A 23,806-nucleotide genomic window follows, 5' to 3' on the forward strand; every position below is an offset into this window, starting at 1 on the left:
TGATTGGATCAAGCACATCCGTGGATGTGGCGGTCATTGGAGCTGGCCCCCACGGCTTGTCGCTGGCCGCGCATTTGCGCGCGCGCGATGTGGAGCACCGGACGTATGACCCGGTCCATCATCTCGCCCGATACCTATCGCCAGTCCTGGCGCGCTTTCAGCCCGCCCCCTGGGTTCCATCGTACGACCTTAAAGCGCTGCCATGAACGCCCGTCTTTCCAGCATTGTCGCCCCCATCGGTGCCGCATCGCCGCCTGACTCGATCAATTTCGCGCTGCGGCGATCGTTGATTCTGCCTCGAGTCAGCTTTGTCGTCCCGACGCTCAATGAAGCCGAGAACCTCCCTTGGCTTCTGCCGCGCATCCCCAACTGGGCGCATGAGATCGTTATCGTGGATGGCCGTTCCACCGACGACACGGTCGCGGTCGCGCGCCGCCTGCGCGAGGACGTGAAGGTTGTCATGGAGCCCCGCCGGGGCAAGGGCGCTGCACTGCAAGCGGGATTCCTGGCCGCCACAGGCGACATCATCGTCATGCTGGACGCCGACGGCTCCATGGTCCCGGAGGAGGCGATCGTGTTTGTCAGTGCGCTGATGGCCGGCGCGGATCTCGTTAAGGGTTCACGATTTATCCAGGGCGCCGGCACCGGTGACATGTCGCTGTTCCGGATGTTCGGCAACACGGGCCTGACCCTGTTCGTGCGGCTGCTCTATGGCGGTTGGTTCTCCGATCTATGCTACGGATACATAGCCTTCTGGACCAAGCACGTCGCCACGCTGAACTGCGATTGCGACGGGTTCGAGATCGAGACCCTCATCAACGTGCGAGCTTTGAAGAACCACCTCAATATCGTCGAGGTGGCAAGTTTCGAGGCTCGGCGCATCAGCGGTGTGAGCCACCTGCGCGCCATCCCGGACGGCTGGCGCGTCCTCAAAACCATCCTGCGCGAGAGGCTGCACCAACAGCACAGGCGGAGCGCCACAGCCTGTGATGACGGTGGACAACCCCGATGCGAATCCTGATGGTTGCCGCTCGCTGCTACCCCTTCATGGGCGGCATCGAAACTCACATCCAGGAGGTCGGCCCTCGCTTGGCTGCGCGTGGCCACGCTGTTGACGTGCTCACTACCGATCCTTCGGGGCAGCTGCCGGTTGAGGAGGCGGTGCGCGGCATGCGCGTGCAGCGCGTGCCGGCCTGGCCGAGGGAGCTGGACCTCTACGTGGCGCCCCGCATTTATACCGCCATCCGGCGCGGGGTTTGGGATCTGATCCATTTCCAAGGTTACAACAGCTTCGTGGCGCCGATCGGGCTGCTGGCGGCCGCCCGCGGGGACCTTCCGTTCATCCTGACCTTCCACAGCGGCGGGCATTCCTCCCGGCTGCGCAACGCCATGCGCGGCACGCAGCACGCGCTGCTCCGGCCGCTAGTGGCCCGGGCCGCGCGGCTGATTGGCGTCTCCGAATTCGAAGCCAGCTTCTTCAGCGCGAGGATGGGCGTGCCGCGGGAACGGTTTGTGGTCATCCCGAACGGTGCCGCGATGCCGGTTGCGAGCCCCGGCGTCAAGGTCGATCCGCACCTGATCGTCTCGGGCGGCAGGTTGGAGCGTTACAAGGGCCATCACCGGGCGATTGCGGCCTTGCCCGAACTGATCCGCCGGGTACCGGATGCCCGACTGCACATCGTCGGAAGAGGCCCGTACGAGGGAGAATTACGACGCCTCGTCGCGACGCTCGGCCTCGAAAAGCGGGTCACCATTGCGGGAATCCCCGGATCCGAGCGGCAGAAAATGGCAGACCTCCTGGCGAGCGCCGCGCTCTTCATACTGTTCAGCGAATACGAAGCCCATCCGGTCGCCGTGATGGAAGCCCTTTCACTTCGCCGTCCGGTCCTCGTCAGCGACACGTCCGGTCTGCGGGAGCTGGCCACCAATGGCCTGTGCCGGGCAATCCCGTGCAACGCCGGTCCGGGAGAGCTGGCCGCCGCCATGGCCGAGGAACTCGAGTCCCGTCGGGAGGTCCCGGATTTGGCGCTGCCCGACTGGGATGCTTGCGCGCACGCGCTTAGCGACGTCTATTATGATGTCCTCGGCAACCGATCCACTGTCCCCTTTCCCCCCGGTGGCCTGACATCCTGGTCTCCTGCGAGGAGAGTATGATGCTGATGTTGCCAGCTCATTTCACCGCAGGAACCAGGATCAACCCGCTCCAGGTCGGGATCCGATTCGTCTCGGCCGTTGTCGGTCCCGACCTTCGCGACGGCAGCGCCGATGCCCCATCGCAACGCGCCAGTTCCGGATGGATCGCGGCTCTATGCCTAACGATCGCCGCGGCTCTACTCCTGGTCGTGGCCGGGCACGCAGCCGGGCGCCGGGACTATGACGTGGCGGCGCCGCTCTTCTGGTCCGGTGTCGTTCTCCTGGTCGCTCCGATCAGCCTTCGCATCGCCTGGCCGACAACAGCCAGGGGTGAGCGCCTGGTGCTCCTGTTCCTGCTTGCCGAAGCCCTGTTCTACTGCAAGGTGGTCTATTCCCCGACAAGCTTCAGCGGTTACGACGAGGTTTTGCACTGGATCGCGGCCGAGGATCTCATCACGGCCCGGCGGCTGTTCCTGTCCAACCCGCTTTTTCCTATCGGGTCAAGCTACCCCGGCCTGGAAATCCTGACGACCGCGATCGTCGATTTGACGGGACTGCCCTTGTTTGTGGCGGGAGCGCTCTTGTTGGTCATCCTTAAGGGCACGTTCATCGGTGCACTGTTTCTGTTCCTTGAAAGCATCGCCGGATCGCCGCGTATCTCGGCCGTCGCCTGTCTGGCCTATATGGGTTGCTCAACCTTCTTCCTGTTCGACTCGATGTTCTCTTACGAGAGCCTCGGCATGGTGCTGTGCCTGCTGACTTTCGCGGTTGAAGCAGCGTCCAAGGATCTCGTCGGGCAACCGAGGCTGAAGTCGCTCGGGTTGATTGCATTGCTGTTGGCAAGCCTCGCGGTCACGCATCACCTCTCGGCCGCCTTCGCCGCCATCTATTTCGGAGCGCTAGCGGCCCTCGAGGCTTTGCGCCGGCAAGACTCCCTTCGGATCAAGACCAGCATTGCCGTGGGTCTCGCCGCCATCCTCGCCATAGCCCTGCCGATCCTGTGGGTGCAGGCCCGTGACGTCCCTCTCACAGGCTATCTCGGTCCGGTGATCGAGTCCGGCTTCGACACATTGCTCGGGAAGATCCGAGGCGCGCCCACCCCGCCGTCGGAGCACCTCGGAGCGCCGGACAAGGCCCTCTACATGCGGCTCACCACTTTGCTGGCGCTCCTGCTGGTGGCGCTCGGACTGGCAACGGGATTCTTTCGGTCGCTGGCCCTGGCAGCGCCGAGCGGTGCGCGATCCGGTTGGCGTCCCATCCACGGCATTCTCAAACGCCGCTGGCGCGACAGCCGCCTCGTGCTGCTCAGCTTGCTGGCCTTCGGCCTCCCAGTCTCGGTGGCCTTCCGACTGACCGTCGCCGGCTGGGAAATCGGCAACCGCATGGGAACGTTCGTGTTCATCGGCGTTGGACTGGTCGTCGCGGTGAGCATCGTCCACTTCTGGCAGGGTCGCGCGCCACGCGGGTGGCGCCGCATCGCGCCTGCCGTTGCCTTGGTGATCATGGTCCTAGGCGGCGTGACGAGTTCTTCGATTAATCCGATCCATGGGCGCTACAGGGTGGGTGCAGATCAGGAATCGATCGAGCCGATGGGGATCGAAACGGCACTCTGGGCCAGGGAATGGCTCGGTCCCGGCAACCGGTTCACCACCGACCGTATCAACCGTCTTCTGCTTGCGGGTTACGGCCGGCAGGACGTCAGAGTCACCATCGTCAAAGGGATCGATCCCGCGCGCATATTCGATGCCGAGACATTGGGGCCCGACGAGTTTTGGGCGTTGGCGCGAAGCGACATCGATTTCCTGCTCATTGACCTTCGCCTGACCACGGCTCCGCCGGTGCTCGGCTTTTACTTTCAGCCGTGGCAAGCCCAGCAGGGAACTCCGCTCTCGGGCGCAGCGCTGCTCAAGTTCAATGACGTCAAGGGCGTCACCCGCATCTACGACAACGGCTGGATCGTCATCTACGATGTGAGAGGATTGCATGAGAATTGGTAGCAAGTGGGACCTTCTGGCCGCGTGCCTGTGGGCGGGGGCCGCAGTGGCTGCCGTTTCGGTTAGCGACAGCTTGCTCCTGCGTACTGTCCTGGGCGCGCCCATGGTGTTTTTCGTCTCGGGCCACGTGGTGCTGCGGGCCATGGGTGTCAGGACCACCTCCGCCTTGCAACACCTGGTCTACGCGGTCGGAGCAAGCCTCGCCGCCGGCATTGCCGGGGGCTTTGCCCTGAACGCCGCAGGCTTCCTTACACCGCTCGGGTGGGCGCTGTGGTTCTGGGCCGTGACGGCCGCCGCGGCGCTGCTGGCGGCCGGGCGCCGCGACACTCCCGATCTGCCAGCCTGGCCGGCACCAGCGCGGATCCGGTTCTGGCAGGGGGCCGCGCTCATGCTAGCGCTGCTTGTGGCGACCGGAGCCTACGCGGTTGCTGTCCGGGACGAAGCGGCCTACCGGGAATTCAAATACACCGCGTTCTGGTTGTTGCCGTCGGCCAGTGGCGAGTCCGGCCAGATCACCGTCGGCATCAGGAGCGCCGAGACCCAACCTCAGCGATTCGACCTGGAAATCACCCTTGATGGGCAGCCGTTCGCCATCTTCCGATCGCTCACCATCGCGCCGGGCGACACCTGGACACGGAAAATCGCGGTGCCCGTCTTGGGAACTCGCCAGACGGCCGAGGCGCGGCTCTATCGACCGGAAGACAACCGGCTCTATCGCAGCGTTTCGACGATGGTGCCGCGCATCTAGAACGAGGCTGGACCATGCGCATCCTGCTGCTATCACAGTTCTATCCTCCGGTGATCGGGGGAGAGGAGCGGCACGTCCGCAATCTCGGCGCGGCGCTGGCGCAGCGGGGCCATCATGTCAGCGTCGGGACTTTGATGCATCCTGGATCGCCTGAAACCGAGCTGGACGGCGCGGTCCGCGTGCATCGCCTGCAGGGAACGCTCCAGCGCCTGTCGGGCCTTCACACCGATCCCGGGCGGCGCCATGCACCGCCCTTTCCAGATCCCGAATTGGTGCTTGCCCTGAGGCGGCTGGTCGCTCGGGAGGAGCCGGACATAGTCCACGCCCATAACTGGATCTACGCGTCCTTCCTGCTGCTCAAAGGTTGGAGTAGGGCGCGCCTCGTGGTTACGCTCCACGATTACGGCCTTGTCTGCGCCAAGAAGAACTTCATGCATTTGGGCGCCCGTCTCTGCAGTGGCCCAGCGCCGGCCAAGTGCCTGCCCTGCGCCGCAGGACATTACGGGGCGGTGAAGGCAGCCGCCACCACTTTGGGCAACTGGGCGTCGAGTTTTGCCGCTCGGCGCGCGGTGGACCGTTTCATCGCGGTGAGCCACGCGGTGGCGCGCCACACCGGACTGATCGAAGGCCGCGCCCCCTACGAGATCATCCCCAACTTTGTGCCCGATGATGTTGCGATGCTTGGCCCGGAACATCCCTGTCTGCGTGAGCTACCCCAGGGTGAATTCATCCTGTTCGTCGGTGATATGATGCGCCTCAAGGGCATTGACGTTCTCCTGCAAGCCTATGCCGGCCTGGAACGGGCGCCGCAGCTGGTCCTGATCGGGCGCCGGGTCGCCGATACGCCAACAGAGTTTCCGCCGAGCGTTCGCGTCTTCAATGCATGGCCGCATTCCGCCATCATGCATGCGTGGCGGCGCTCACTGTTCGGGGTGCTGCCGTCGGTCGGGCCCGAAGCCTGCGCGACGGTCATCATGGAAGCGATGGCTTCCGGCAAGGCGGTCGTCGCAACCGGCGTGGGCGGCATGCCGGATCTCGTCGATCATGGCGAAACCGGGCTTCTCGTGCCGCCCGGTGATGCGCCCGTCCTTGCCCACGCAATGCAGACCCTTCTGCAGGACCGCGCCTTGCTCGCTCGCCTGGAGGCGACAAGCCTCGCCCGAGTCGGGCGCCTCAAGGCAGGAGCGGTCGTGACTCGGATCGAGCAGGTCTACCGGGACGTCGTGTGCCCAGCCGCTAGCAGGTCAGCGGTACCGGCGCAGCAAGGTTCGGGGGAGCCATCATGCCAATAGGTCTCGTGGGGACAGCCATTATTCGCGTCCGGCGAGAGCTTCAAAAGAGCGCCGCGCTCGTTCTGAATTCCGGCGCTGTGGCGATCGGAACGATTGCAACGGCCGGTCTTGGGTTTGTCTATTGGTGGCTCGCGGCCCGGCTGTTTCCGCCGGAGGTGATCGGCAAGGCCTCCGCCCTCCTGTCCGTGATGGCGCTCGTCGGCCTGCTGGGCGAAGCCGGGCTCGGGACCCTGCTGATGGGTGAAATCGTACGGCATCCCGGCAAGGGGCGCGGCCTCGTGGCCGCTGCAGCATCCGTCGGGGTGGCGCTGGCGGTCGGCCTGGCCTTGTTGTTTGTCTTCGGGGAGGCGTACCTCAACAGCTCGACCGGGCCGATCGGCGGCTGGTTCGAGGGTGTTACGTTCGTCCTCGGCTGCTGCCTGACCGTACTCTGCGCGATGGTCGATCTGGCGCTCGTCGGCAACCTGCGCAGCACCGGCAGGATGATCCGGCAGGTGCTGTTCTCCACGTTCAAGCTGATGCTGATCGCCGTCGCCGCTGCCGCTGGCTACACCTCCAATGCCGCGCTTCTTCTGAGCTGGGTGGCCAGCCTGGTGGCGTCCTGTATCGGCGTCGATCTCTTGACCCGGGGCGGTGCGCGTCGCCTCGTTGGGCCTCCCGATTTCCATCTGCTCCATACACTCCGAAGCAAGGTCTTCGACCACTACGCGCTCGATGTCGCCTCGCAGGCACCAGTCGTCATCATGCCCTACCTTGTGCTGGTTCTCCTGTCGCCGATCACAAATGCCGCCCTCATGCCGTTGTGGATGCTGGTCTTCACGGCCTCGTTGATTCCAGCAGCCATGGCCACGATCCTGTTCCCTGTGATCAGAACAAGCCCGAAACAATCCAGACACGACATCCTTGTGTCGCTGTCGGCGTCATTGCTCTTCTCACTGGCCTGTGCCGTCTTCGTCTTTACCTATTCGCAGGAGATCCTTGCGGTCTTCAATCCGGTCTATCCTGAGATCGCCGGTTCGAGCCTACACTTCCTCGGCTTCAGCCTGTTGGGATCAACGCTCAAATTTCATGCCTGTACGCTGGCGCGGTTGGGCGACAGGATGCGCAAGGCATCTCGCTGGTTCGCGCTTGGCGGATTGCTGGAGCTGTGCTTCGTGGTCGCGGGGGCGAAGCTTGATGGACTTCAAGGCCTGGTCCTAGGCTGGACGCTCGCGGTCAGCATCGAGGGTGCATGTGCCGCCCTGATTTTGGCCTTCGCGATGAAACTGGATTCTGCGGCCGGCCCCGCGCACGACCGACCGACCGCGTCGCCGCTCCAGACTTGAGGAGACACCGATTATGGCGCTGGATTGTCGACTGCAATTGGATGGCCCGTGGGCCATCGCGATCGGACTCGTCGGCGTCGGGCACTTCGGCTGGCCGTGGGTCAAAACGCACTTCCGCATCGGGGCGGGAGCGCTGCGGGTCCAACTGTTCTTCATTTTGAGTGGCTTCCTGATCACGCGCAACTTGCTGTTCAGACTGGAGCAGCCTGCGGGCGAAGTCATCCGCAAGTTCTTCCCTATAATTCGATCGGCGACCCGGACAAGGCAGGCTACCTTTTGGGATTTCAAGCAGAACATTCTCTAGCAGCAGGACTGGCTAAAACCTTTGTTACATAGGCACACCCAATGACGACGGCGAATATTGCTCTGCAAATTTTCACCGATATGGACGCGGTGGAAGCTCAATGGAGAACATTAGAGCAGCATGCGGATTGTACCGTATTCCAATTGTTTGATTGGCAGATGGAATGGTACCACCACATCGGCTCCAAAGAGAGACTGATCCCGGTGATCGTGCTGGGTCTCGACGATTCCGGCGTGGCGGTTTTTATTCTGCCATTGGCGATCGAACGCCATAGTCTGATCCGCCGGCTGGTCTGGTTTGGATCGGAATTGTGCGATTATAATTCGCCCATTCTGGCGATAAATTTTAGCGATCACGTGAAACCTGGGCGATTCGGCCGCCTGTGGAAAGACATAATTCGGGCGATTCAAGACTATCCTCGACTTCGTTTCGACACTGTTGAATTTTGCAATATGCCCAGTGTTGTCGGCTCTCAACCTAATCCCTTTCTCGAGTTGCCGGTCTTGCTGGCTAATTGCGCCGGACATGTCGCAACCCTCCCGGAAGCGAACTGGAATCGGTTTTATGTGTCAAAGTTTTCGAATTCGACGCTGCATACCCACCGGCGCAAGGCCAAAAACCTCGCCAAGCAAGGTGGCGGCGCGATTCGCTTTGTAGACGTGCAAGATCAGGCCGAGATCGAGTGCACCATTGCAAAGCTGATCGAACAAAAACGGAGCAGCTATGCCCGAATGGGTGTTCATGATATGTTCGAACGTCCGGGTTTTCGCGAATTTTATTTGGCGATTGTCGCCAATCCTCGGTTGCGCGAGGTCATCCATGTCACGCGGCTGGATGTGGATGGGATTCCGGTGGCGACGGGTCTGGGTCTCCGGTTCAATTCCAGTTATTCACTGGTGATGTCGAGTTATCTGGAGGAGTTTGCCAAATACAGTCCCGGGCGTCAGCATATTCAGGAAATGATGCAATATGCCATTGGCCGGAAGATTCAGAAATTCGATTTCACGATCGGCGACGAGCCTTATAAGCTTTCGTGGTCCGATATCAATTTGCTTCTGTTTTTCCATTTTGATAGCAGAACTTTGCTCGGTCGTATTGTCGTTGCGGTGCGAATGGCGATCTATTACATAGATACATGGTATGCCAAAACGCCGTTAGTAAAGCCGCCGCTGCGGCAGGTTTTTCGCAAGACAAGAAGATCCTTGCATCGCATGTTTCTCTGACTGGGCGATTGTGAGTTTGAACTCGGTGTTGGATATATCATAGCGCTTCGCGAAAAAGTATGGTATAATGCAATTTATCTGCGGGAGACGATGATGTATAGTGCAGATATTGGGATTGTAGGAGGCGGTCTGGGGCGGCTCTATCGCCGCCGCGACGCTCGGGCGAGCCGAATTTCGATCGTCCTGATCCCTGTGCGGAGGATTTTTGCTGCGAGAAAATTGAGGAGAAGCACTTCAAGTTGCTTCGCGAGACTGGCGGGTCGATGGAGGGGATTGCGTCAAAGCTGTTTACCGAGCTGTGGATTGCGCGGTTTGGTCGCGTGATAAACAAGCGCGCTAGTTTGGTTTTGCAGCAAAAGGCGGAGTCTTGAATTTTCTTCGACACCGTTTGGTGCCGTCATGATCGTGCTGTCAATGCAGTGGTGAGCGGAGGAGCGGGAATTGAACAATATTGATGTAGCGGTCCTCGGGGGTGGTACCGCCGGCTCGTTAGCCGCTGCGATGCTTGGCCGGATGGAGATTTCGACCATCCTTGTTGATATCCATCAAGTCTATCCAGTGGAGTTTCGCTGCGAAAAACTCGATGACGATCAAGTCGACTTGCTCAAAAAAACCGGGCTGGCGGATGCCGTATTGGCGGCTGCGACACCGATGACTGAGATATCGGTGGCCCGTCACGGTTATGTCATCGGTAAAAAGCATGGGAAACACGGCGAGCCTTGCGAATATGGGATGGCTTATCAGGATTTGGTAAATGTTATTCGCCGCCAGATTCCAGATAGTGTCCAATTCATCTGCGCTAAAGTGACCAAAATAACGACGAGCTCCGACCTGCAGAAAGTTACCCTGTCAAATGGTGACACATGGTCGACCCGATTGATTGTGGTGGCGACCGGCTTAAACAATGTCGTCCGGGGTGCGATCACGCGATCCGAGATCAGTAAATGCCACTCGATCAGTGTTGGTTTTGATCTCACCTCTAAAGCTGGTTTCAAATTTCAAGCTTTAACGTATTTTGCGGAAAAGCCAGGGCCCATGGGTTATGTGAGCATGTTTCCGATTGGTTCAAGAATGCGCGCCAATGTGTTCGTCTACCATGGTGATATACGCCATCCGTGGTGTCAGGAAGTGCGCACATCGCCGTTATCTGCATTATATGCGGTAATGCCCCGATTGAAGCGTCTCCTTGGTGATGCTGTCGTGTCAAGCGATATTCAGATTCGACCCGTTGATCTTTACGCCGCGCAGAATCACGAACAGCAACCCGGTCTGGTATTGGCTGGTGACAGTTTTGCTACCAGCGATCCGGCGGCGGGTACCGGTCTCAATAAAGTGCTAACCGACGTTGATCGGTTACGCCATCATATTCCGACATGGTTAGCCACACCCGGAATGGGGGTCGAGAAAATCCGGACATACTACAATGACCCCGTCAAAGTTGCCTGTGATGAATGGTCGCTTGCTGAAGCATCTTACAACCGATCACTGGCGTCCGATACAACGCTTTTATGGCGTATTCGTCGGATAGGCAGGATTGGTCTCGACATGATGGGAATCTCGATCCCACAACTTCGCTTGGCGGCAAGCGCAGTTCGTTGGGGAGCAGGCTGAACTTGGCGGTATCGACAGCGTTGTTGGCAGCAACGAGCTCATTAACGCCCCATGGCCGAACAGCACAGCCTGCTTTCGAGGCCAATCCCCGTAAACGCGCGTGACAGCTCACGATAGCTATATTCCTTCAGGTGGAATCCACATGCAACTTTGTCAAAGTATACCGAATGTCGTGAGGACCCGTGACCGCGTGTGTAGTGATGCAGTAGTAGGCACCGCCAGGTACAAGAACACGGTATAGCTGCGAAAGCTGCCTTACTGCGTCATCGGGGTGGAGGTGCTCCATCAACCGACCACTAAACACAAAATCAAGACTATTATCGGCGAAAGGTAGATGGATACCATCGATCTTGGCAAATTGAAAATTGGCAGGCTTCTCCCAGGTGGCGGCACGCGTCAGTTACGTCGATTGCATCTGATGAGCAATTATTGCACATGCGAAGGCTAAGCTTACAATAACCGCTCCCCAATTCGCCGAAACCCGCGCCTTTCTGGACAAAAAAGCTTGCTGTACACTTTAGCATGGAGGCTGAGCCGAGCGTCTTGATCTGAATTCAGCAGCTGAGTAGCCAGTGCGCAAATTTCGCTCGGGCGTACGCGTCGTGACAAAATTCCGAGATCTTTGACCAATCCCCCTTGATTGGCACCTGCATCCCGTTCGATGTCATCTCACTGCAACCTTTGTCAGTGGTCCGAACTCCTGAGCGGAGGCGGACATGCAAGCGGACAAGCGGAGGCGGACATGCTCGATCATGAATCGGTTCAAGCTGTCGGCGACGGCGAGTGGTCGGTTCGCGCTTCCCACTTCGTGCCGACGAGTTCATCCACGCAGACCAGCCATGCAGACCAATGTCCTTGCCGGGCGTCAATTCGGACCGACCCTCTCCTCCCTCACCACGCGGGCAGGCTCGACATCGTTGGGATTGCACGCTGCCGGCAAGCTCTCGCAGCTCGGCGACACGGTTGGGACCGACGAACCGGCCGGCTCTCTTGGCTCGCTTTCGCCTATGATGATGTTGACGAGGTCGCCTGGCTGTAACAGGGTCATCCCAACGGTCTCGATGCTGACCGGCCCGGCAGCCGATTGCCGCACGATTTGATAAGTTGCGCTGTTTGCGTCCTTCGCAAACTGGGCGCGGGTCACCGGCAACGTGTACAGGACGCCTTCGCTGGCGTTCAACTCGCGCTGATTGGCCGCGATCTGACTCTCCATGGTCTCGATCTCGACCTCCAGATCGATCCTGAGGTCGGCTCTGGTCCGCAACACCTCAGACTCCAGCGAAGCGAGGCGCTGCTTGGCGGCCGCGTACTGGTTGAGGGCGTCCTGCCGGCGCTGTTCCGCGTCGGACAATTCGCCCTGGACTTGATCCATCACGGTCATGCTGACAACTTTGCGGTCCACGAGCGTGCGCATGCTGTTGACGCGCTCCTGGCGCAGCTTGATGAGTTCGTTGAGCGACTCCATGCGCCCATACGCGACAACGTCCTGCTTGGCCGCGTCCAGCGCACGCAGGGTCGCGCGCTCACGATCCTTGCGGGCCGTGGCGACGGCCTTGCGCCGGTCCCTCTGCTCGTTGACGAGTTTGGCAGCTTCGGTCGCGCCGGCCAGCTCCAGCAACTGGCGCGGGATTGTGGGTCTCGTACCGTCGCGCTCGGCCTTCAGCACGGCCGCGCGCGCGAGCAACTTCAACATGGCGTCGATTGCCCCGCTCCGCTTCTGGATCTCGCGTACGGCTTCCATCTTCTGCCACGGCTCGCCCTCGGCCCGGTCCAGTCCGCCTGCTAGCGCGATCGCGTGCAGGACGGTCATGCCGGCCGCGTACTTGAACGAGCCTGAATTCTTGACCGGCCCCAGCACGTAGATGGGCGGGCGTTCCAGCGGCAGGACGTTGACCAGTCCCTCGCGGCCCAGCAGTTGATTGAAGGTTTCCACCAGGTCGGCCTGTACCTGTTGCGTAGACCTGTTGGCGACCGGAATGGAGCCAAGCAAGGGCACGGAAATCGTGCCGTCCTCTTGGATAATATATTCGCCGCTCAGTTCCGGACGCTGCAGGATGCCGCGCAAGGCCGAGGGCGCGCGCCCCCACTTGTCTTCCTCGACCTCGACGCGCTCGTAGAACGCGACCTTGAGGCGATCGCCGACGCCAAACAGGTATCCGGTTGGCACGCTTGGTGCCTTGCTGCGGGTTTTGGGGAGTTCGGCATTGGTTTCGACACTCCGTTCGACTGACGCCACGCCCGCCGCATTCGGTCCTGACGCGATCGCACGGGAGGGTTCGGCCATGGCTTGAACCGGTTGTTCTTGCCAGCCATTGATGACAGCAGATACCTTCTGCATCACGGCTCCCGCGGCTCCGGAGACATCCTCGGCCTTCTGCATCACGGCTCCGGAAACATCGTCGGCCGTCTCCATCATGGCCCCGGAGACATCCTCGACCCTCTGCACAACGGTTGCGGAGACTTCCTCGACCTTCTGCGCCGCGGCTGCGGAGGCAGCCTCGACGTTTTGTACCACGGCTGCGGAGGCCGCCTCGACGTTTTGTACCACGGCTGCGGAGGCAGCCTCGACCTTCTGCGCCACGGCTGCGGAGGCCGCCTCGACATTTTGTATCACGGCTGCGGAGGCATCTTCGACCTTCTGTCTCACGGGCTGCATCACGGGTCGGGAGACTTCCTTGACCTGTGCCACGGCTCTGGAAACAATCTCTAGTGCCCCTAAGTTTTTGGCCGCGGCCCCGCCCAAGGCGGCGACCCCGGAGAGCCCGAAGACAAGCAGGATGGCCTTCAATCCCCTGCGCTGGGCCGCCTGTGACGAGGGAGCGACGGGCTCGCAATTGAATTCTGTATTAACGGCCATGGCGTGTGGCTTTCTGTTTCGATGGTGGCCATCCCGCCCGATGCGTCCGATCCGGTCGAGCAAGGCTCGACCGGATCGTGACCCTTCACCGCCGGCAGCACAACTGTCCCTTTGTGGGCACTCCATTCGGATAAAGGAGAATCTGGGGCAAACTCGTCCAACCGGATTGCTGCGCTCCAGGAGAGCTTCCTCGATGGTGACAGGACAAACGCGATCGAACGAAACGGGGGGCCGGAAACTTGGTTTGCCGACGTGCGTCTCTGTGGCTCCGACATGCATTGGCAGGATAGCTGGGCCGTTTCCCACTATGTTGTCCGGGCCCAGAAGAACGACGCGACGAAGCCGTCAGTCTTGGCAATCCTATCGGGTAATCATAGCGAAACTGGCCGCATCGCGTTTCTTTCGTCGGCTCTCACGTCTGGCTAGAATTCCGGCCCCGACAAAGCAAGATCCCTTGCAGCGTTACCCTAAATCGGCCGCGGCAGGCAACGCGTCCATTGCGGGCCGCAGGGGTGCTGCAAAGGAGCGACTTGGCAGACTTCCCCATTTTTTTAAGCCGAAAAGCATCTGCGCTGTGTGTCAGTGCTGCGTCGCGCGCTTGACTCACACCCAGTTCGCTTCGCCACGGCCGGCCGCGGCACGCATTGCCTCAGCTGCTAAAGCTCGGCGTGTGCGGCGTGTGCTCAGATCAGCGTGCCCGCGTCAGTGTCGGCTTCACCCGGCCCTGCGCGACATCCCCGAGTGGTCGACTGCCGCGGGGCGGCTCGCCTGAGCCCGCCGCTCGCCGCATAAACCGCGACCCTCTCCCGCCAGATCGGAGGCACCACCACGCCCACCGGAAAACAAGCCCTGGCAATCCTCACGGCCGCGCAGTCCTTTGCTACGATGGCCGCCTCCCTGAGCTGCTGAAACCAAGAGCTCGTGCCCTTGACCAAAAGCCCCAGGTTGAAGAATTCGGATACGCCTCGATGATGCTGCCCTACGCCTAAAGATGGTATTTGGGTGTAAGGGTTTCCGAGCGTAACATTAAGAACACAAGAAACTGTGCGGCTGGCGCTTTGGAGCATCCCAATCGACATGTGTATCCCAATCGCGCCGAGCGAGAGCGATGATGACAAGAAAATCTTTCATAACGGTGCTTGTCGAGCCGAGCGAGTTGCTTCGAGAAGCGCTTAGTCGAACCCTGAATGCGGCAAATTTTCGTATTCTTTTCTCCGCGGCGACTGTTCACGATCTTCTGCAGAAGCCGCTACCCCAGCACCGTTCCATCTTGCTCATCATAGATGTCGGCGATACTGACGCGGATGCTGAGTTCGCACAAATTGCAGACTTTAAGGCGATCTACCCGACCAGCCATGTCGTTGCGCTAGCCGATCACTGTCGAACGACCAATATAATCTCAGCTTTTCGTGCCGGGGCTAACGGGTATCTGACAAAGGTCGCTGCTTACGACACGTTCATTAAAGCTCTCGAATTGGTTACGCTAGGGCAAATCGTGTTGCCTACGGAAACTTCGATGGTAATTGAAGATTTCAGACAAGGGTTGAGAAATGATGCTGTAGCTGCTGAGTTACCGAGCGCTGCAGTTAAAGTGGAGATTGAAGGTGAAGAACTAGTGATTTTGTCAAATCGGGAGAAGTCCATTCTGCGTCGCTTGATCGGAGGGGAATCCAACAAAGTCATCGCGCGCGAGATTAATATCGCCGAGGCTACAGTGAAGGTACACGTCAAGGCCATCCTTCGAAAGATTCGGGTTCGCAACCGAACACAGGCCGCAGTTTGGGCAATGAAGCATGGTATGGTTACTCCAGCGTCTGGCGACGGCCCGACGGGGAACGACACGATAGAACCTCAGTCAGCTCACCATCCGCATGACCTGCCTGAAGCACAAAACGGATACCTCTTTCTCGATGATGATCATCCAATATGACCTGCGATAGATCTTCGTTCGGGCTGGCGCATCCATGTGCCAGACTTCGTTGCCGATCAACAAGGCATAGGGCTCAAATCGTTCCCGGGCTGGGCGAAGGAGCGCGGTGGAGACCGCACGCATCATGCGGACGGCGCCGATGTGACCACGACCCGGCCCTTTGTATTGGCGGCGGTCGTCTCAGATCGCGTTGTCGCCTGTACTCAATAGCGTCGATTGCCGAGTTAGATCGCCTCAAACGGCTCGAACTCACTGCGTGATTTGATAACAAATTGCAAAGCTCACGGATTTTATTGCCATTTTGAATCTGAGGAATTCATCAAAATGGGCGAAGCGAAGACTGTTTCTGGATTGTCATTCAGCGAAGTCCGGATCGGAACGGTTGAAGGCGGAGAATCCGGGGTGCTGGTGTGGAAACGCGACCAATTGGTGGCGGTCCTTACCCAAATCGACGAGGAAGCATATTCCACGAAAGGCAAATGGTTCCTCGAAACGGGATTCGGGCTGCTGAGCGGTCAGCACAAGAATTTCGATACGATCGAGGAGGCCATAGGATGGGTAGGAAGACACACCTTCCCCGAGCCTGCTTAGACAGCCGATTAGCCGCCGATTTCGACTTTCACAATACATGTTTGATAGGGCGAATAGCCGAACATGGCCACAGGATTCACCCAAGGTGGGCAGTGTTATACTTGGGCTCACTCTTCAGGCAGAGTTCCTTCTGAGAGAAGATCGTTGACCTTGCAGGCGACTTCCGTGCGGTTGGTCGCCTTTAGCTTCTTCATGATATTGCGGATGTGGACCTTCACCGTGCTTTCGCGCAAATTCAGTTCGTAGGCGATGATCTTGTTCGCCTTGCCGCGCCGGAGCGCTAGCGCAACCTCGGCCTGCCTAAGCGTGAAAATGCCCGCCAAAGGCTGCGTGTCGCGGCGGCCCGACTCTATCAGGTGCCGCATAGCAAGGACACTGCTCGCCGGCACGAAGATGCCTCCCGCTGCCGCCAGGTTGATTGCCTCGACACAGACATCGATTCCAACAGAGGTCGGAATGTAGCCGCGTGCACCGCATTCGAGAGCGGTCAGTATCTGGGCAAGGTCTTCTGTCTCGGCCAGGACGACCACAGGGACCGATTTGAACTCGGATGAAATGTGCCTGATCTCGTCAGCGAGGCCATAATCTGTAACCTTCCGACTGCCAAGGTTGAAGAGTATGGCGGCAAGGGGAGGGGCAGAGCTCTTTCCGACGCGCCATTCCTCGACGGAACGCCACGCGGTGACATCCATACCGAGTTCGTGGTCCACGAGAGCCGATGCGAGACACTCGCGGTCTAGAGCCCTTCCGTCCAGAATGAGGAGGCATTCCCTGCCTGTCTGCCCGCGAACGGTTTCCGTTCCACCGGACGGGACTCCGGATCGATTTGCCGAAGTGCAATTGTGCAGTCCTGCTGTGGAGCCCATATCAATACCCGCTCTTCCACACAAGCCGCCTTGCGCCGGCCGATATGGTTTCCGCATTCTCTGGCATTGAAAAACTTGGTATTGCGCCTTGTGAAACGTCGAGGCTCGATTACTCCATTTGCGTCCTGTTTAGTTCCCGACCCAGCAGACACCCAACTTGGGTAAGTGTAGGGTTTATTTATAAGCAGTCTCTAACATAGGTTGCTTTTTTCATAATTTTCAGGGAACCGGCGCCAAGCCGGACCAAAGGGCTGCAATCCGCCTGAAGACGCATGCACAGGACCACTTGGCCATCTCACCTAGCAGGCAGCCGAATGTTGATCGGCTGGTACCTGCGGCGATTCCCGCGGTAGACCAGAACTCCTGAAGGTGCCGTTGACATGGTTAGCGCACAGCGCTGATAGCCATGGCTCAACAATTTAGCTTGAGCCCCACCCGTGGATCTGCCGCAGTAAAAGGGGCTCCGCGCATATTTCAGCAACACACCGGCCTCGGTGCGACAGGCCGAGTTGCCGCCCGTCATGATAATCTCTTCAAGCGAGATAGCCGCTACCTGAGATACTCGCTGTCGAATCCGGCTGTTTCGACCAGCTTCTTGCGATTGATCACCTCTACATGGCCTGACTTGAAAGAAACGAGATCGGCCTTGCGGAGCTCCCTTAACGTTCGGTTGACGTGAACCGTGGTCATGCCGAGTATGTCGGCCAGTTCATGCTGGGCAAGAGGACACTCATACCTTCCATGCGCCGACAGCCCAACCCTGGAGAGCCTCACCTCCAACTCTAGCAGGAAGTGGGCGGTACGCCTCATCGCGTTCCGCCGCCCGGTATTCATGAGATGTTCGGCAAGGATGGCGTTCAGGCGCGCCAGGGAGCAGGCGATCTTCTTCCCGATTCGGCCTTCCGACAGGATGGCCTCGACCAGTTCCTTACTGGAAATTTCATAAACAGCTAGTTCGGTTATGGACGCCAGCGACGCAAGACGGGGTCCGTCCAAGCCACGGAAACCGACGACATCCCCCTTGAGGGGAGTGTCTATGATCTGCCGCTCTCCGTCCGGCAGTGCCTGATAAAGTATGCCCCAGCCCGATTTTACAATGAATATCTCACTGTTGTCGTCCTCCTGCCGGCATATCACCGAATGGGGTTTATAGATTTTTGCGGTAACACCGAGAAAATCGTTGTTCCCCCACTCGTCCTTCGACAACGTTCCCCCTATGGGATGCGAGCACATGAACTCCAATAGTGTCTGCATGAAGAATCGCGAACTTGCTTCTGGTTCCACACGACTTGCAATAGTTTCTCCCGAACAAATCGACAGAACGACCTCTTACCCTAGGGGCGGGGTTGCATACTGTCCTCGTCTGTTTGAATGAGGTAAACTGCAATTAATTTAAGGGGTTCAGCGGCGGTGAACTCTCCCGTGCAGCCGGACAACAGGCTCCGAAACGCTAATCACATTGCGGTCGCAACACTATGGCTTGGCTATGGAACGCAAAAGCTGACCCGGATGCGGATGGCAATTACAGGTCAAGCAAAACGTCGCCTTGCGGGCGGCTGCAGCACGCCAGGACGTAGCCTGCCGATTTGGCTTCCGATGTCAGCCCGCCTAAGTCATCCATGACGACTTCGCCAGACAGCTTGGCGATCCGACAGGTCCCGCAAACTCCCTGCTGGCAAGCGGTCGGGACGTAGACGCCACATTGGCGCGCCGCTTCGAGCAAGGTCTCTCCGGGCGCGCAGTCATGCGCAACGCCAGACCTGACGAAGCGGACCGAAGACGAAACCTTTGAAGCCGGTACCGAACGCGAACTGTTGCCGCCTCCGAAGCTCTCCTCATGATACTGTGAACGGGCGAGGCCGATTGCCTCCAGGCAGCCGCGTGCCGTCTTCATGTAGGATTCCGGCCCACAAGCGAAAATGGTGCGGCTATGGAGATCGGGAACCAGGTTCAGGAGCATTTGACTGCCAATGCGTCCAGTTGGACCCCTCCATGCCGCGTCTTCCTGACTGCAAATGCAAGTCACTTTAACATTGGGAAAGCGAGCGGCAAGTGCGTCCAGTTCAAGCCGAAAGATGATGTCTTCCGGCGTTCTCGCACTGTGAATGAAGCGGATATCCTGGTCGGCTGCGCGGTCGGTAAATGCGCGCAGCATCGACATGACGGGAGTTATCCCGCTGCCACCTGAAAGGAAGAGGGACTTTGCATGCGGCAGATCGTCGAGATTGAACGAGCCGAGCGGCCCTTCGATCTCGATCCCGTCGCCCGGCATCAAATTGTCATGCAGCCAATTCGAAACGAGCCCGCCCGGCGTCCGTTTCACGGTGATCTGTAGGTCGAGCGGTCGCGTCGGCGGTGACGAAACGGAGTAGGAGCGCGTCACCGCGGCACCGTTGATCCTAAGGTGCACCAGAACATACTGGCCAGCGCTGAAGCAGAACATCCGATCTGAAGTGGGTGTGAGAACGAATGTTTTCACATCGTGCGTTTCGTCGATCACGCGCCGGCAGAGCACAAGCTGCGATGTGGTCTGTGCCCACTGCCGATGACGCTTTGTTGGGACGAAGCCGGAGGCTGCAAAGGCCGCGTATGCATTCATCAGTCAACTCGGGTTTGAAGTCGAGCCAAGATGCCACTTCAAACCCCGCTGAACAGCCGCGCAATCCTGCCTTTATGATCGGTAATTTCGATTAGACTTCCAGAGACATTACGGCGACCTGGAGAGCTCGGATGCCTTTGCGAATAATTGGTTCATGTTTGCGGCGCGCGAGTATCGCGGTGTGGACTGGCTGGTGCAGCGTCGGCGCTCCCTCGACGAGAAACGATGGGAGCTCGGCCGTGAACCGGCGCGCATCGTCGCTACGCATATAGCAGGTGCCGCCCGTTCGTCGGAGCATGATCTCCGCCAGAGTTTCCGATCCCGTCGAAAGCCGACAGATCGCCAACTCGGCCAGCAGCTCTGCGTGCGTCTTTTCCAGCACGGCGGTGTAGCCCGGGCGAATGTAGGTTTCAGGGTCGACGTCGGACAGCGTTCTGGCAGCCGTCGAAACCATCACATATTCCTCGACCATCAGATGCTCGTAGGCGATCTCAGGCAGGTAACGAGGCGCATAAAGCACGGCGATATCGAGATTTCCCATGCTTAGGTCGCTGACCATCTGGTTCGAATAATCCGACTCGACATGGATCGAGGATTTGGGAAGCGCCTGGCACAGTGTCTCGACCCATCCCGGCAGGACCGAACGGGTCATGCCTACTTGAGCGGCGATGCGCAAGGTGCCCTCGAAACGGTTGAACGCTCGCACGTCGTGGCGAGCTTGCGACCACGTCGACAGCAGGGATCTGGCGTACGCTTCGAACCGCCGCCCTGCGGCTGTCGGCTCAGCACCGGCACGCCCGCGCTGAAAGAGCTCCGACCCGATCGCACTCTCCAGATTCTTGATGCGGGTGCTGATCGTCGACTGGGTCAATCCCAACCGATCGGCGGTGCGATTGAAGTTTCGCGACTCGATAATGTCGAGAAAGGTTTCGATGTGATCTAGCTGCACATGACCTCCGATCGAAAAAGTCGATCATATTGCGCAGGATCATAAGCTTGATCAAACAATACTCAAGGCGGAAGCTGCACACGGTGAAATCGGCCGGCAGATCGACCAGGCTGAAGCTACGGAGCTGAGCAACGTGTTCATAGTCGACTGCGATTGTCACAATTACTGGTCAAGCGCGACCGTGTTGGAGCCTTACCTTTCCGGCCTATGGAAGGACATGTTCGTCGAAGGCGAGAAGACAGGTCCCGTTGGCGCCTTCCCGCATGGCCATCGTCCCTGGTTTCATCCGCAGGACTTCTCCCGCAAGGACGTCCGTCCGAAAACAGAAGCCGACAACTATCTCATCATGAAGGAAAAACACCTCGACAAGTACAAGGTCGATGTGGCGATCCTGACCGGCGACGAGCCGATCGAGGCTTCCACCCTCGCCAATCCCTATTATGCCAGCGCCCTCGTCAGCGCCTACAATGACTATCAGATCGACCACTGGCTGCCGAAGGACGATCGCTTCATGGGCTCGATCATCGTCGCGCCACAGGATCCGAAGCTCGCGGCCGCCGAGATACGCCGTCTGGGCAATCACCCGCGCATGGTTCAGGTTCTCGCTTCGCAAGGCTCCGTCAAGCCCTATGGCGATCCGTTTTACCATCCAATTTATGAGGCTTGCGCCGAGGTGGGGCTGCCCTTTGCCATTCATCTGGGCGGCCATGGCGGCGTGAATTCGACCGCGATTGCTCCGGCCCCGACGACATTCTTCTGGGAGACCCATGCCATCCTGCACATGTCGGCGATTTCACATGTCGCAAGCATGATTGCGCATGGCGTCTTCGAGAAATGGCCGGATCTCTACTTCGTAGTCATCGAGTGCGGCGTCGCCTGGGTGCCGTCGGTATTATGGCGCCTGGACGCCGATTACAAAGCTCTACGCAAAGAGACGCCATGGCTGAAGATGCTGCCGTCCGAATACTGCCGGCGCAACATCCGCTTTTCCACGCAGCCGCTGGAGCAGCCCGCAAATATTCAGCATCTCTGGTCCACTCTCGAGGCGATGGACGGCGAAAATACGCTGATGTTTGCCTCCGATTATCCGCATTGGGATTACGACGACGCCAACACGCTGCAAATCCCTCCCGCCTGGAAGAGCAAGATCATGGGGCTGAATGCGTTGGAGGTCTACAAACGCATCCCCCGCGCGCAAGCGGCGAATGCCGCCTGAGGAAGCAGACGATGCCTGAGAAGACATATATTTGCCGTGTCGACGAGATCGAAACCGGATCTCCCTTCATCACCAAGATCCGCAGCCTTTCGGTCGGGGTTTTCCGCATCGGAGATTCATTCCACGCGCTGCTGAATGTTTGTCCGCACCGCGGCGCTCCGCTTTGCGAGGGGCCGCAATGCGGAACAACTGCACCGGTCGAAGGGGCGCAATTCATCTATCACCGCGAAAACGAGATCGTGCGCTGCGCCTGGCATGGCTGGGAATTCGACATCAAATCAGGCGCGGCCCTGGTCGATCCGTCCGTTCGCGCGCGCACATTTCCAGTCACCGTCGAGGCGGGCAGCATCTATGTGACAGCCTGATCGAGGTGCGGATTTGAGCGGTCAGAAGAAAGGGTGATCGCGGCTGACGAGCAGATTTCTTCACAGGTGCTTGACGAACAATAACGCGGAAAATCCGCAATGGGAGAGTCAAATGTCAGAATCTGAATACAAGCTTGGTATCGCTCAAAGCCAGATTGGCCGCGGCAAGATTTCCCGTCGCGACTTCATTCATCTTGGGCTGGCCGCTGGGCTGACGCTTACCGCTGCGGACAAGCTCTTCGTCAGCACGGCCCGGGCCGAACCGCTGCAGGGCGGCTTCGCCAAGCTCGGCATGGCACATGGGGCAACAACGGATTCGATCGATCCGGCCGGCTACCCGGACACATTCACACAAACCGTGTTCTCGGGCTCGATGTCCAACAGCCTCACCGAGGTCGACGCCAAAGGCAACGTCCAGCCGGACCTTGCCGAGAGCTTTGAATCGTCGGATGGCGCCAAAACCTGGGTCTTCAAGCTGCGCAAGGGCGCAACCTTCCACAACGGCAAGAATGTGACGGCGGACGACGTCGTGACTTCGCTGCGCTACCATATGGGCGACGAAACCAAATCGGCGGCGAAGCCGCTGCTTGAACCGGTCGCCAGCATCAAGGCGGACGGCCCGGAGACGGTTGTCTTCACGTTGAAGAGCGGCAATGCCGACTTCCCCTACATCATGAGTGACTACCATCTGGTCATCATGCCGGCCAAGGACGGCAAGGCGGATTGGGGATCGGGCGTTCGCACCGGTGCTTTCGTGCTTGAGAACTTCCAGCCCGGAGTTTCGGCCAAGCTCAAGCGCAATCCGAACTACTTCAAAAATGGCAAACCCTATCTCGACGAGGTGGAGTTCATCGCCATCACCGATCTCGCCGCTCGCATGGCCGCGTTATCGACAGGGGAGGTGGACTATATTGGCCGCGCCGACCTCAAGACCCTCGGCATGTTGAAACGCAATCCCAAGGTGGAGATCGTCGAGGTCACCGGCTATGGCCACTATACCTTGCCGATGAATGTCACGATGGCGCCGTTCGACAATCCGGACGTCCGAATGGCTTTGAAATGGGCGATCAATCGTCAGGAGATCGTCGACAAGATCTTTCTCGGCCACGCCACCGTGGCCAACGACAACCCGATCGCGCCGGCAATCAAATTCGCCACGAATCCGCAGCCGCAACACAGTTTCGATCCGGAGAAAGCCAAGCATTATCTGAAAAAGGCCGGAATGGAAAAACTGAAGGTGGATCTCTCGGTCGCCGATGCCGCTTTTGCAGGCGCTGTGGACGCGGCTGCGCTCATCCGCGAAACGGCAGCCCAGTGCGGCATCGACGTAAACGTCGTGCGTGAGGCCGAGGACGCCTATTGGGATAATGTCTGGCTCAAGAAACCTTGGTGCGCTTCCTATTGGAGCGGTCGCGCGACCGCCGACTGGATGTTCACGCAAGCCTTCGCCGCAGACTCCAGCTGGAACGAGTCGTTCTGGAAAAATCCCCGCTTCAACGAGTTGCTTGCCCAGGCGCGCGCCGAGACCGACGAGGCCAAGCGGGCGGCAATGTATGCCGAGATGCAGCAACTGACCCATGATGATGGCGGCAGCATCGTACTGGTCTTCAACAATTTCGTCAGCGCCAAATCCAATAAGCTCGCACATGGCGAAGTGGCGCCGAACTGGGAGAACGATGGACTGAAGATGGCCGAACGCTGGTGGATCGCCACTGCGTGAGAGTGCGGGCCGGACCCGCGATGGTTGCGAGGGTCCGGTTGGCCCCGGTGTGCCCTGCCGGATGTGGCAGGGCAGCGGCCGCA

At 59.3% G+C, this 23,806-nt stretch carries 20 protein-coding genes; 14 read left to right on the forward strand and 6 right to left on the reverse strand.

The features are described 5' to 3' along the window. The first annotated feature begins 202 nt into the window (after positions 1-202). The 9 genes from NKI25_RS15395 (at position 203) to NKI25_RS15435 (ending at position 10,630) form a co-directional block, all read left to right on the forward strand. Positions 203-1,021 (forward strand): glycosyltransferase family 2 protein, encoded by an 819-nt coding sequence (locus NKI25_RS15395; RefSeq protein ID WP_352826957.1) that lies wholly within the window; start codon positions 203-205, stop codon positions 1,019-1,021. Further along, positions 1,009-2,154 carry a glycosyltransferase family 4 protein gene (locus tag NKI25_RS15400; protein WP_352826958.1) on the forward strand — a complete coding sequence of 382 codons (1,146 nt, stop codon included), beginning with the start codon at positions 1,009-1,011 and terminating at the stop codon, positions 2,152-2,154. The genes NKI25_RS15395 and NKI25_RS15400 overlap by 13 nt, the downstream gene beginning before the upstream one ends. Next, positions 2,151-4,130: a putative glycosyltransferase family protein gene (locus NKI25_RS15405; protein WP_352998651.1), complete on the forward strand. Its 1,980-nt coding sequence runs from the start codon at positions 2,151-2,153 to the stop codon at positions 4,128-4,130. The genes NKI25_RS15400 and NKI25_RS15405 overlap by 4 nt, the downstream gene beginning before the upstream one ends. A gap of 100 nt (positions 4,131-4,230) precedes the next feature. Next, complete coding sequence (locus NKI25_RS15410; protein ID WP_352826960.1) at positions 4,231-4,875, forward strand: hypothetical protein; 645 nt, start codon at positions 4,231-4,233, stop codon at positions 4,873-4,875. 14 nt (positions 4,876-4,889) lie between these two features. Beyond that, positions 4,890-6,167 (forward strand): glycosyltransferase family 4 protein, encoded by a 1,278-nt coding sequence (locus NKI25_RS15415; protein WP_352998652.1) that lies wholly within the window; start codon positions 4,890-4,892, stop codon positions 6,165-6,167. Beyond that, positions 6,158-7,492, forward strand: coding sequence for a lipopolysaccharide biosynthesis protein (locus NKI25_RS15420; protein ID WP_352454210.1), 1,335 nt, complete (start codon positions 6,158-6,160; stop codon positions 7,490-7,492). Before NKI25_RS15415 ends, NKI25_RS15420 begins: the two co-directional genes overlap by 10 nt. Before the next feature lie 13 nt (positions 7,493-7,505). Then, positions 7,506-7,796 carry a hypothetical protein gene (locus NKI25_RS15425; RefSeq protein WP_352956624.1) on the forward strand — a complete coding sequence of 97 codons (291 nt, stop codon included), beginning with the start codon at positions 7,506-7,508 and terminating at the stop codon, positions 7,794-7,796. A 41-nt stretch (positions 7,797-7,837) separates the two neighbouring features. Next, positions 7,838-9,019: a GNAT family N-acetyltransferase gene (locus NKI25_RS15430; protein WP_352783163.1), complete on the forward strand. Its 1,182-nt coding sequence runs from the start codon at positions 7,838-7,840 to the stop codon at positions 9,017-9,019. Positions 9,020-9,460: 441 nt separating this feature from the next. Further along, positions 9,461-10,630, forward strand: a complete 1,170-nt coding sequence (locus NKI25_RS15435; protein ID WP_352956623.1) for an FAD-dependent oxidoreductase — start codon at positions 9,461-9,463, stop codon at positions 10,628-10,630. Between the two features lie 127 nt (positions 10,631-10,757). On the opposite strand, the gene NKI25_RS15440 is transcribed toward NKI25_RS15435, so the two are convergent. Further along, positions 10,758-11,030 carry a class I SAM-dependent methyltransferase gene (locus NKI25_RS15440; protein WP_352827125.1) on the reverse strand — a complete coding sequence of 91 codons (273 nt, stop codon included), beginning with the start codon at positions 11,028-11,030 and terminating at the stop codon, positions 10,758-10,760. Positions 11,031-11,495: 465 nt separating this feature from the next. Next, complete coding sequence (locus NKI25_RS15445; protein ID WP_352826965.1) at positions 11,496-13,487, reverse strand: polysaccharide biosynthesis/export family protein; 1,992 nt, start codon at positions 13,485-13,487, stop codon at positions 11,496-11,498. 1,108 nt (positions 13,488-14,595) lie between these two features. Here NKI25_RS15445 and NKI25_RS15450 point away from each other — a divergent pair. Next, a complete protein-coding gene (locus NKI25_RS15450; protein ID WP_352998653.1) occupies positions 14,596-15,417 on the forward strand; it encodes a LuxR C-terminal-related transcriptional regulator in 822 nt (273 codons plus the stop codon). A gap of 324 nt (positions 15,418-15,741) precedes the next feature. Then, entirely contained in the window at positions 15,742-16,008 is a 267-nt protein-coding gene (locus NKI25_RS15455; protein ID WP_352591386.1) for a hypothetical protein, read from the forward strand. A 107-nt stretch (positions 16,009-16,115) separates the two neighbouring features. On the opposite strand, the gene NKI25_RS15460 is transcribed toward NKI25_RS15455, so the two are convergent. The 4 genes from NKI25_RS15460 to NKI25_RS15475 form a co-directional block, all read right to left on the reverse strand. Continuing rightward, positions 16,116-16,874 carry a LuxR C-terminal-related transcriptional regulator gene (locus NKI25_RS15460; RefSeq protein WP_352591389.1) on the reverse strand — a complete coding sequence of 253 codons (759 nt, stop codon included), beginning with the start codon at positions 16,872-16,874 and terminating at the stop codon, positions 16,116-16,118. A gap of 549 nt (positions 16,875-17,423) precedes the next feature. After that, positions 17,424-18,080: a Crp/Fnr family transcriptional regulator gene (locus tag NKI25_RS15465; protein ID WP_352454219.1), complete on the reverse strand. Its 657-nt coding sequence runs from the start codon at positions 18,078-18,080 to the stop codon at positions 17,424-17,426. Between the two features lie 316 nt (positions 18,081-18,396). Further along, a complete protein-coding gene (locus NKI25_RS15470; protein WP_352591392.1) occupies positions 18,397-19,473 on the reverse strand; it encodes an FAD-binding oxidoreductase in 1,077 nt (358 codons plus the stop codon). Positions 19,474-19,564: 91 nt separating this feature from the next. Then, the gene (locus NKI25_RS15475; protein ID WP_292653663.1) at positions 19,565-20,422 is read right to left on the reverse strand and encodes a LysR family transcriptional regulator; all 858 of its coding nucleotides are present in this window, start codon (positions 20,420-20,422) and stop codon (positions 19,565-19,567) included. Positions 20,423-20,555: 133 nt separating this feature from the next. Here NKI25_RS15475 and NKI25_RS15480 point away from each other — a divergent pair, with 133 nt between their 5' ends. From NKI25_RS15480 to NKI25_RS15490, 3 genes are all read left to right on the forward strand, one after another. Next, positions 20,556-21,638 carry an amidohydrolase family protein gene (locus tag NKI25_RS15480; RefSeq protein ID WP_352591395.1) on the forward strand — a complete coding sequence of 361 codons (1,083 nt, stop codon included), beginning with the start codon at positions 20,556-20,558 and terminating at the stop codon, positions 21,636-21,638. Between the two features lie 11 nt (positions 21,639-21,649). Then, positions 21,650-22,003, forward strand: coding sequence for a Rieske (2Fe-2S) protein (locus NKI25_RS15485; RefSeq protein ID WP_352591398.1), 354 nt, complete (start codon positions 21,650-21,652; stop codon positions 22,001-22,003). A 112-nt stretch (positions 22,004-22,115) separates the two neighbouring features. Next, positions 22,116-23,723, forward strand: coding sequence for an ABC transporter substrate-binding protein (locus tag NKI25_RS15490; RefSeq protein ID WP_352591402.1), 1,608 nt, complete (start codon positions 22,116-22,118; stop codon positions 23,721-23,723). Positions 23,724-23,806 lie beyond the last annotated feature (83 nt).

This window comes from Mesorhizobium sp. M0808 (genome assembly GCF_040320025.1).
Classification (GTDB): domain Bacteria; phylum Pseudomonadota; class Alphaproteobacteria; order Rhizobiales; family Rhizobiaceae; genus Mesorhizobium.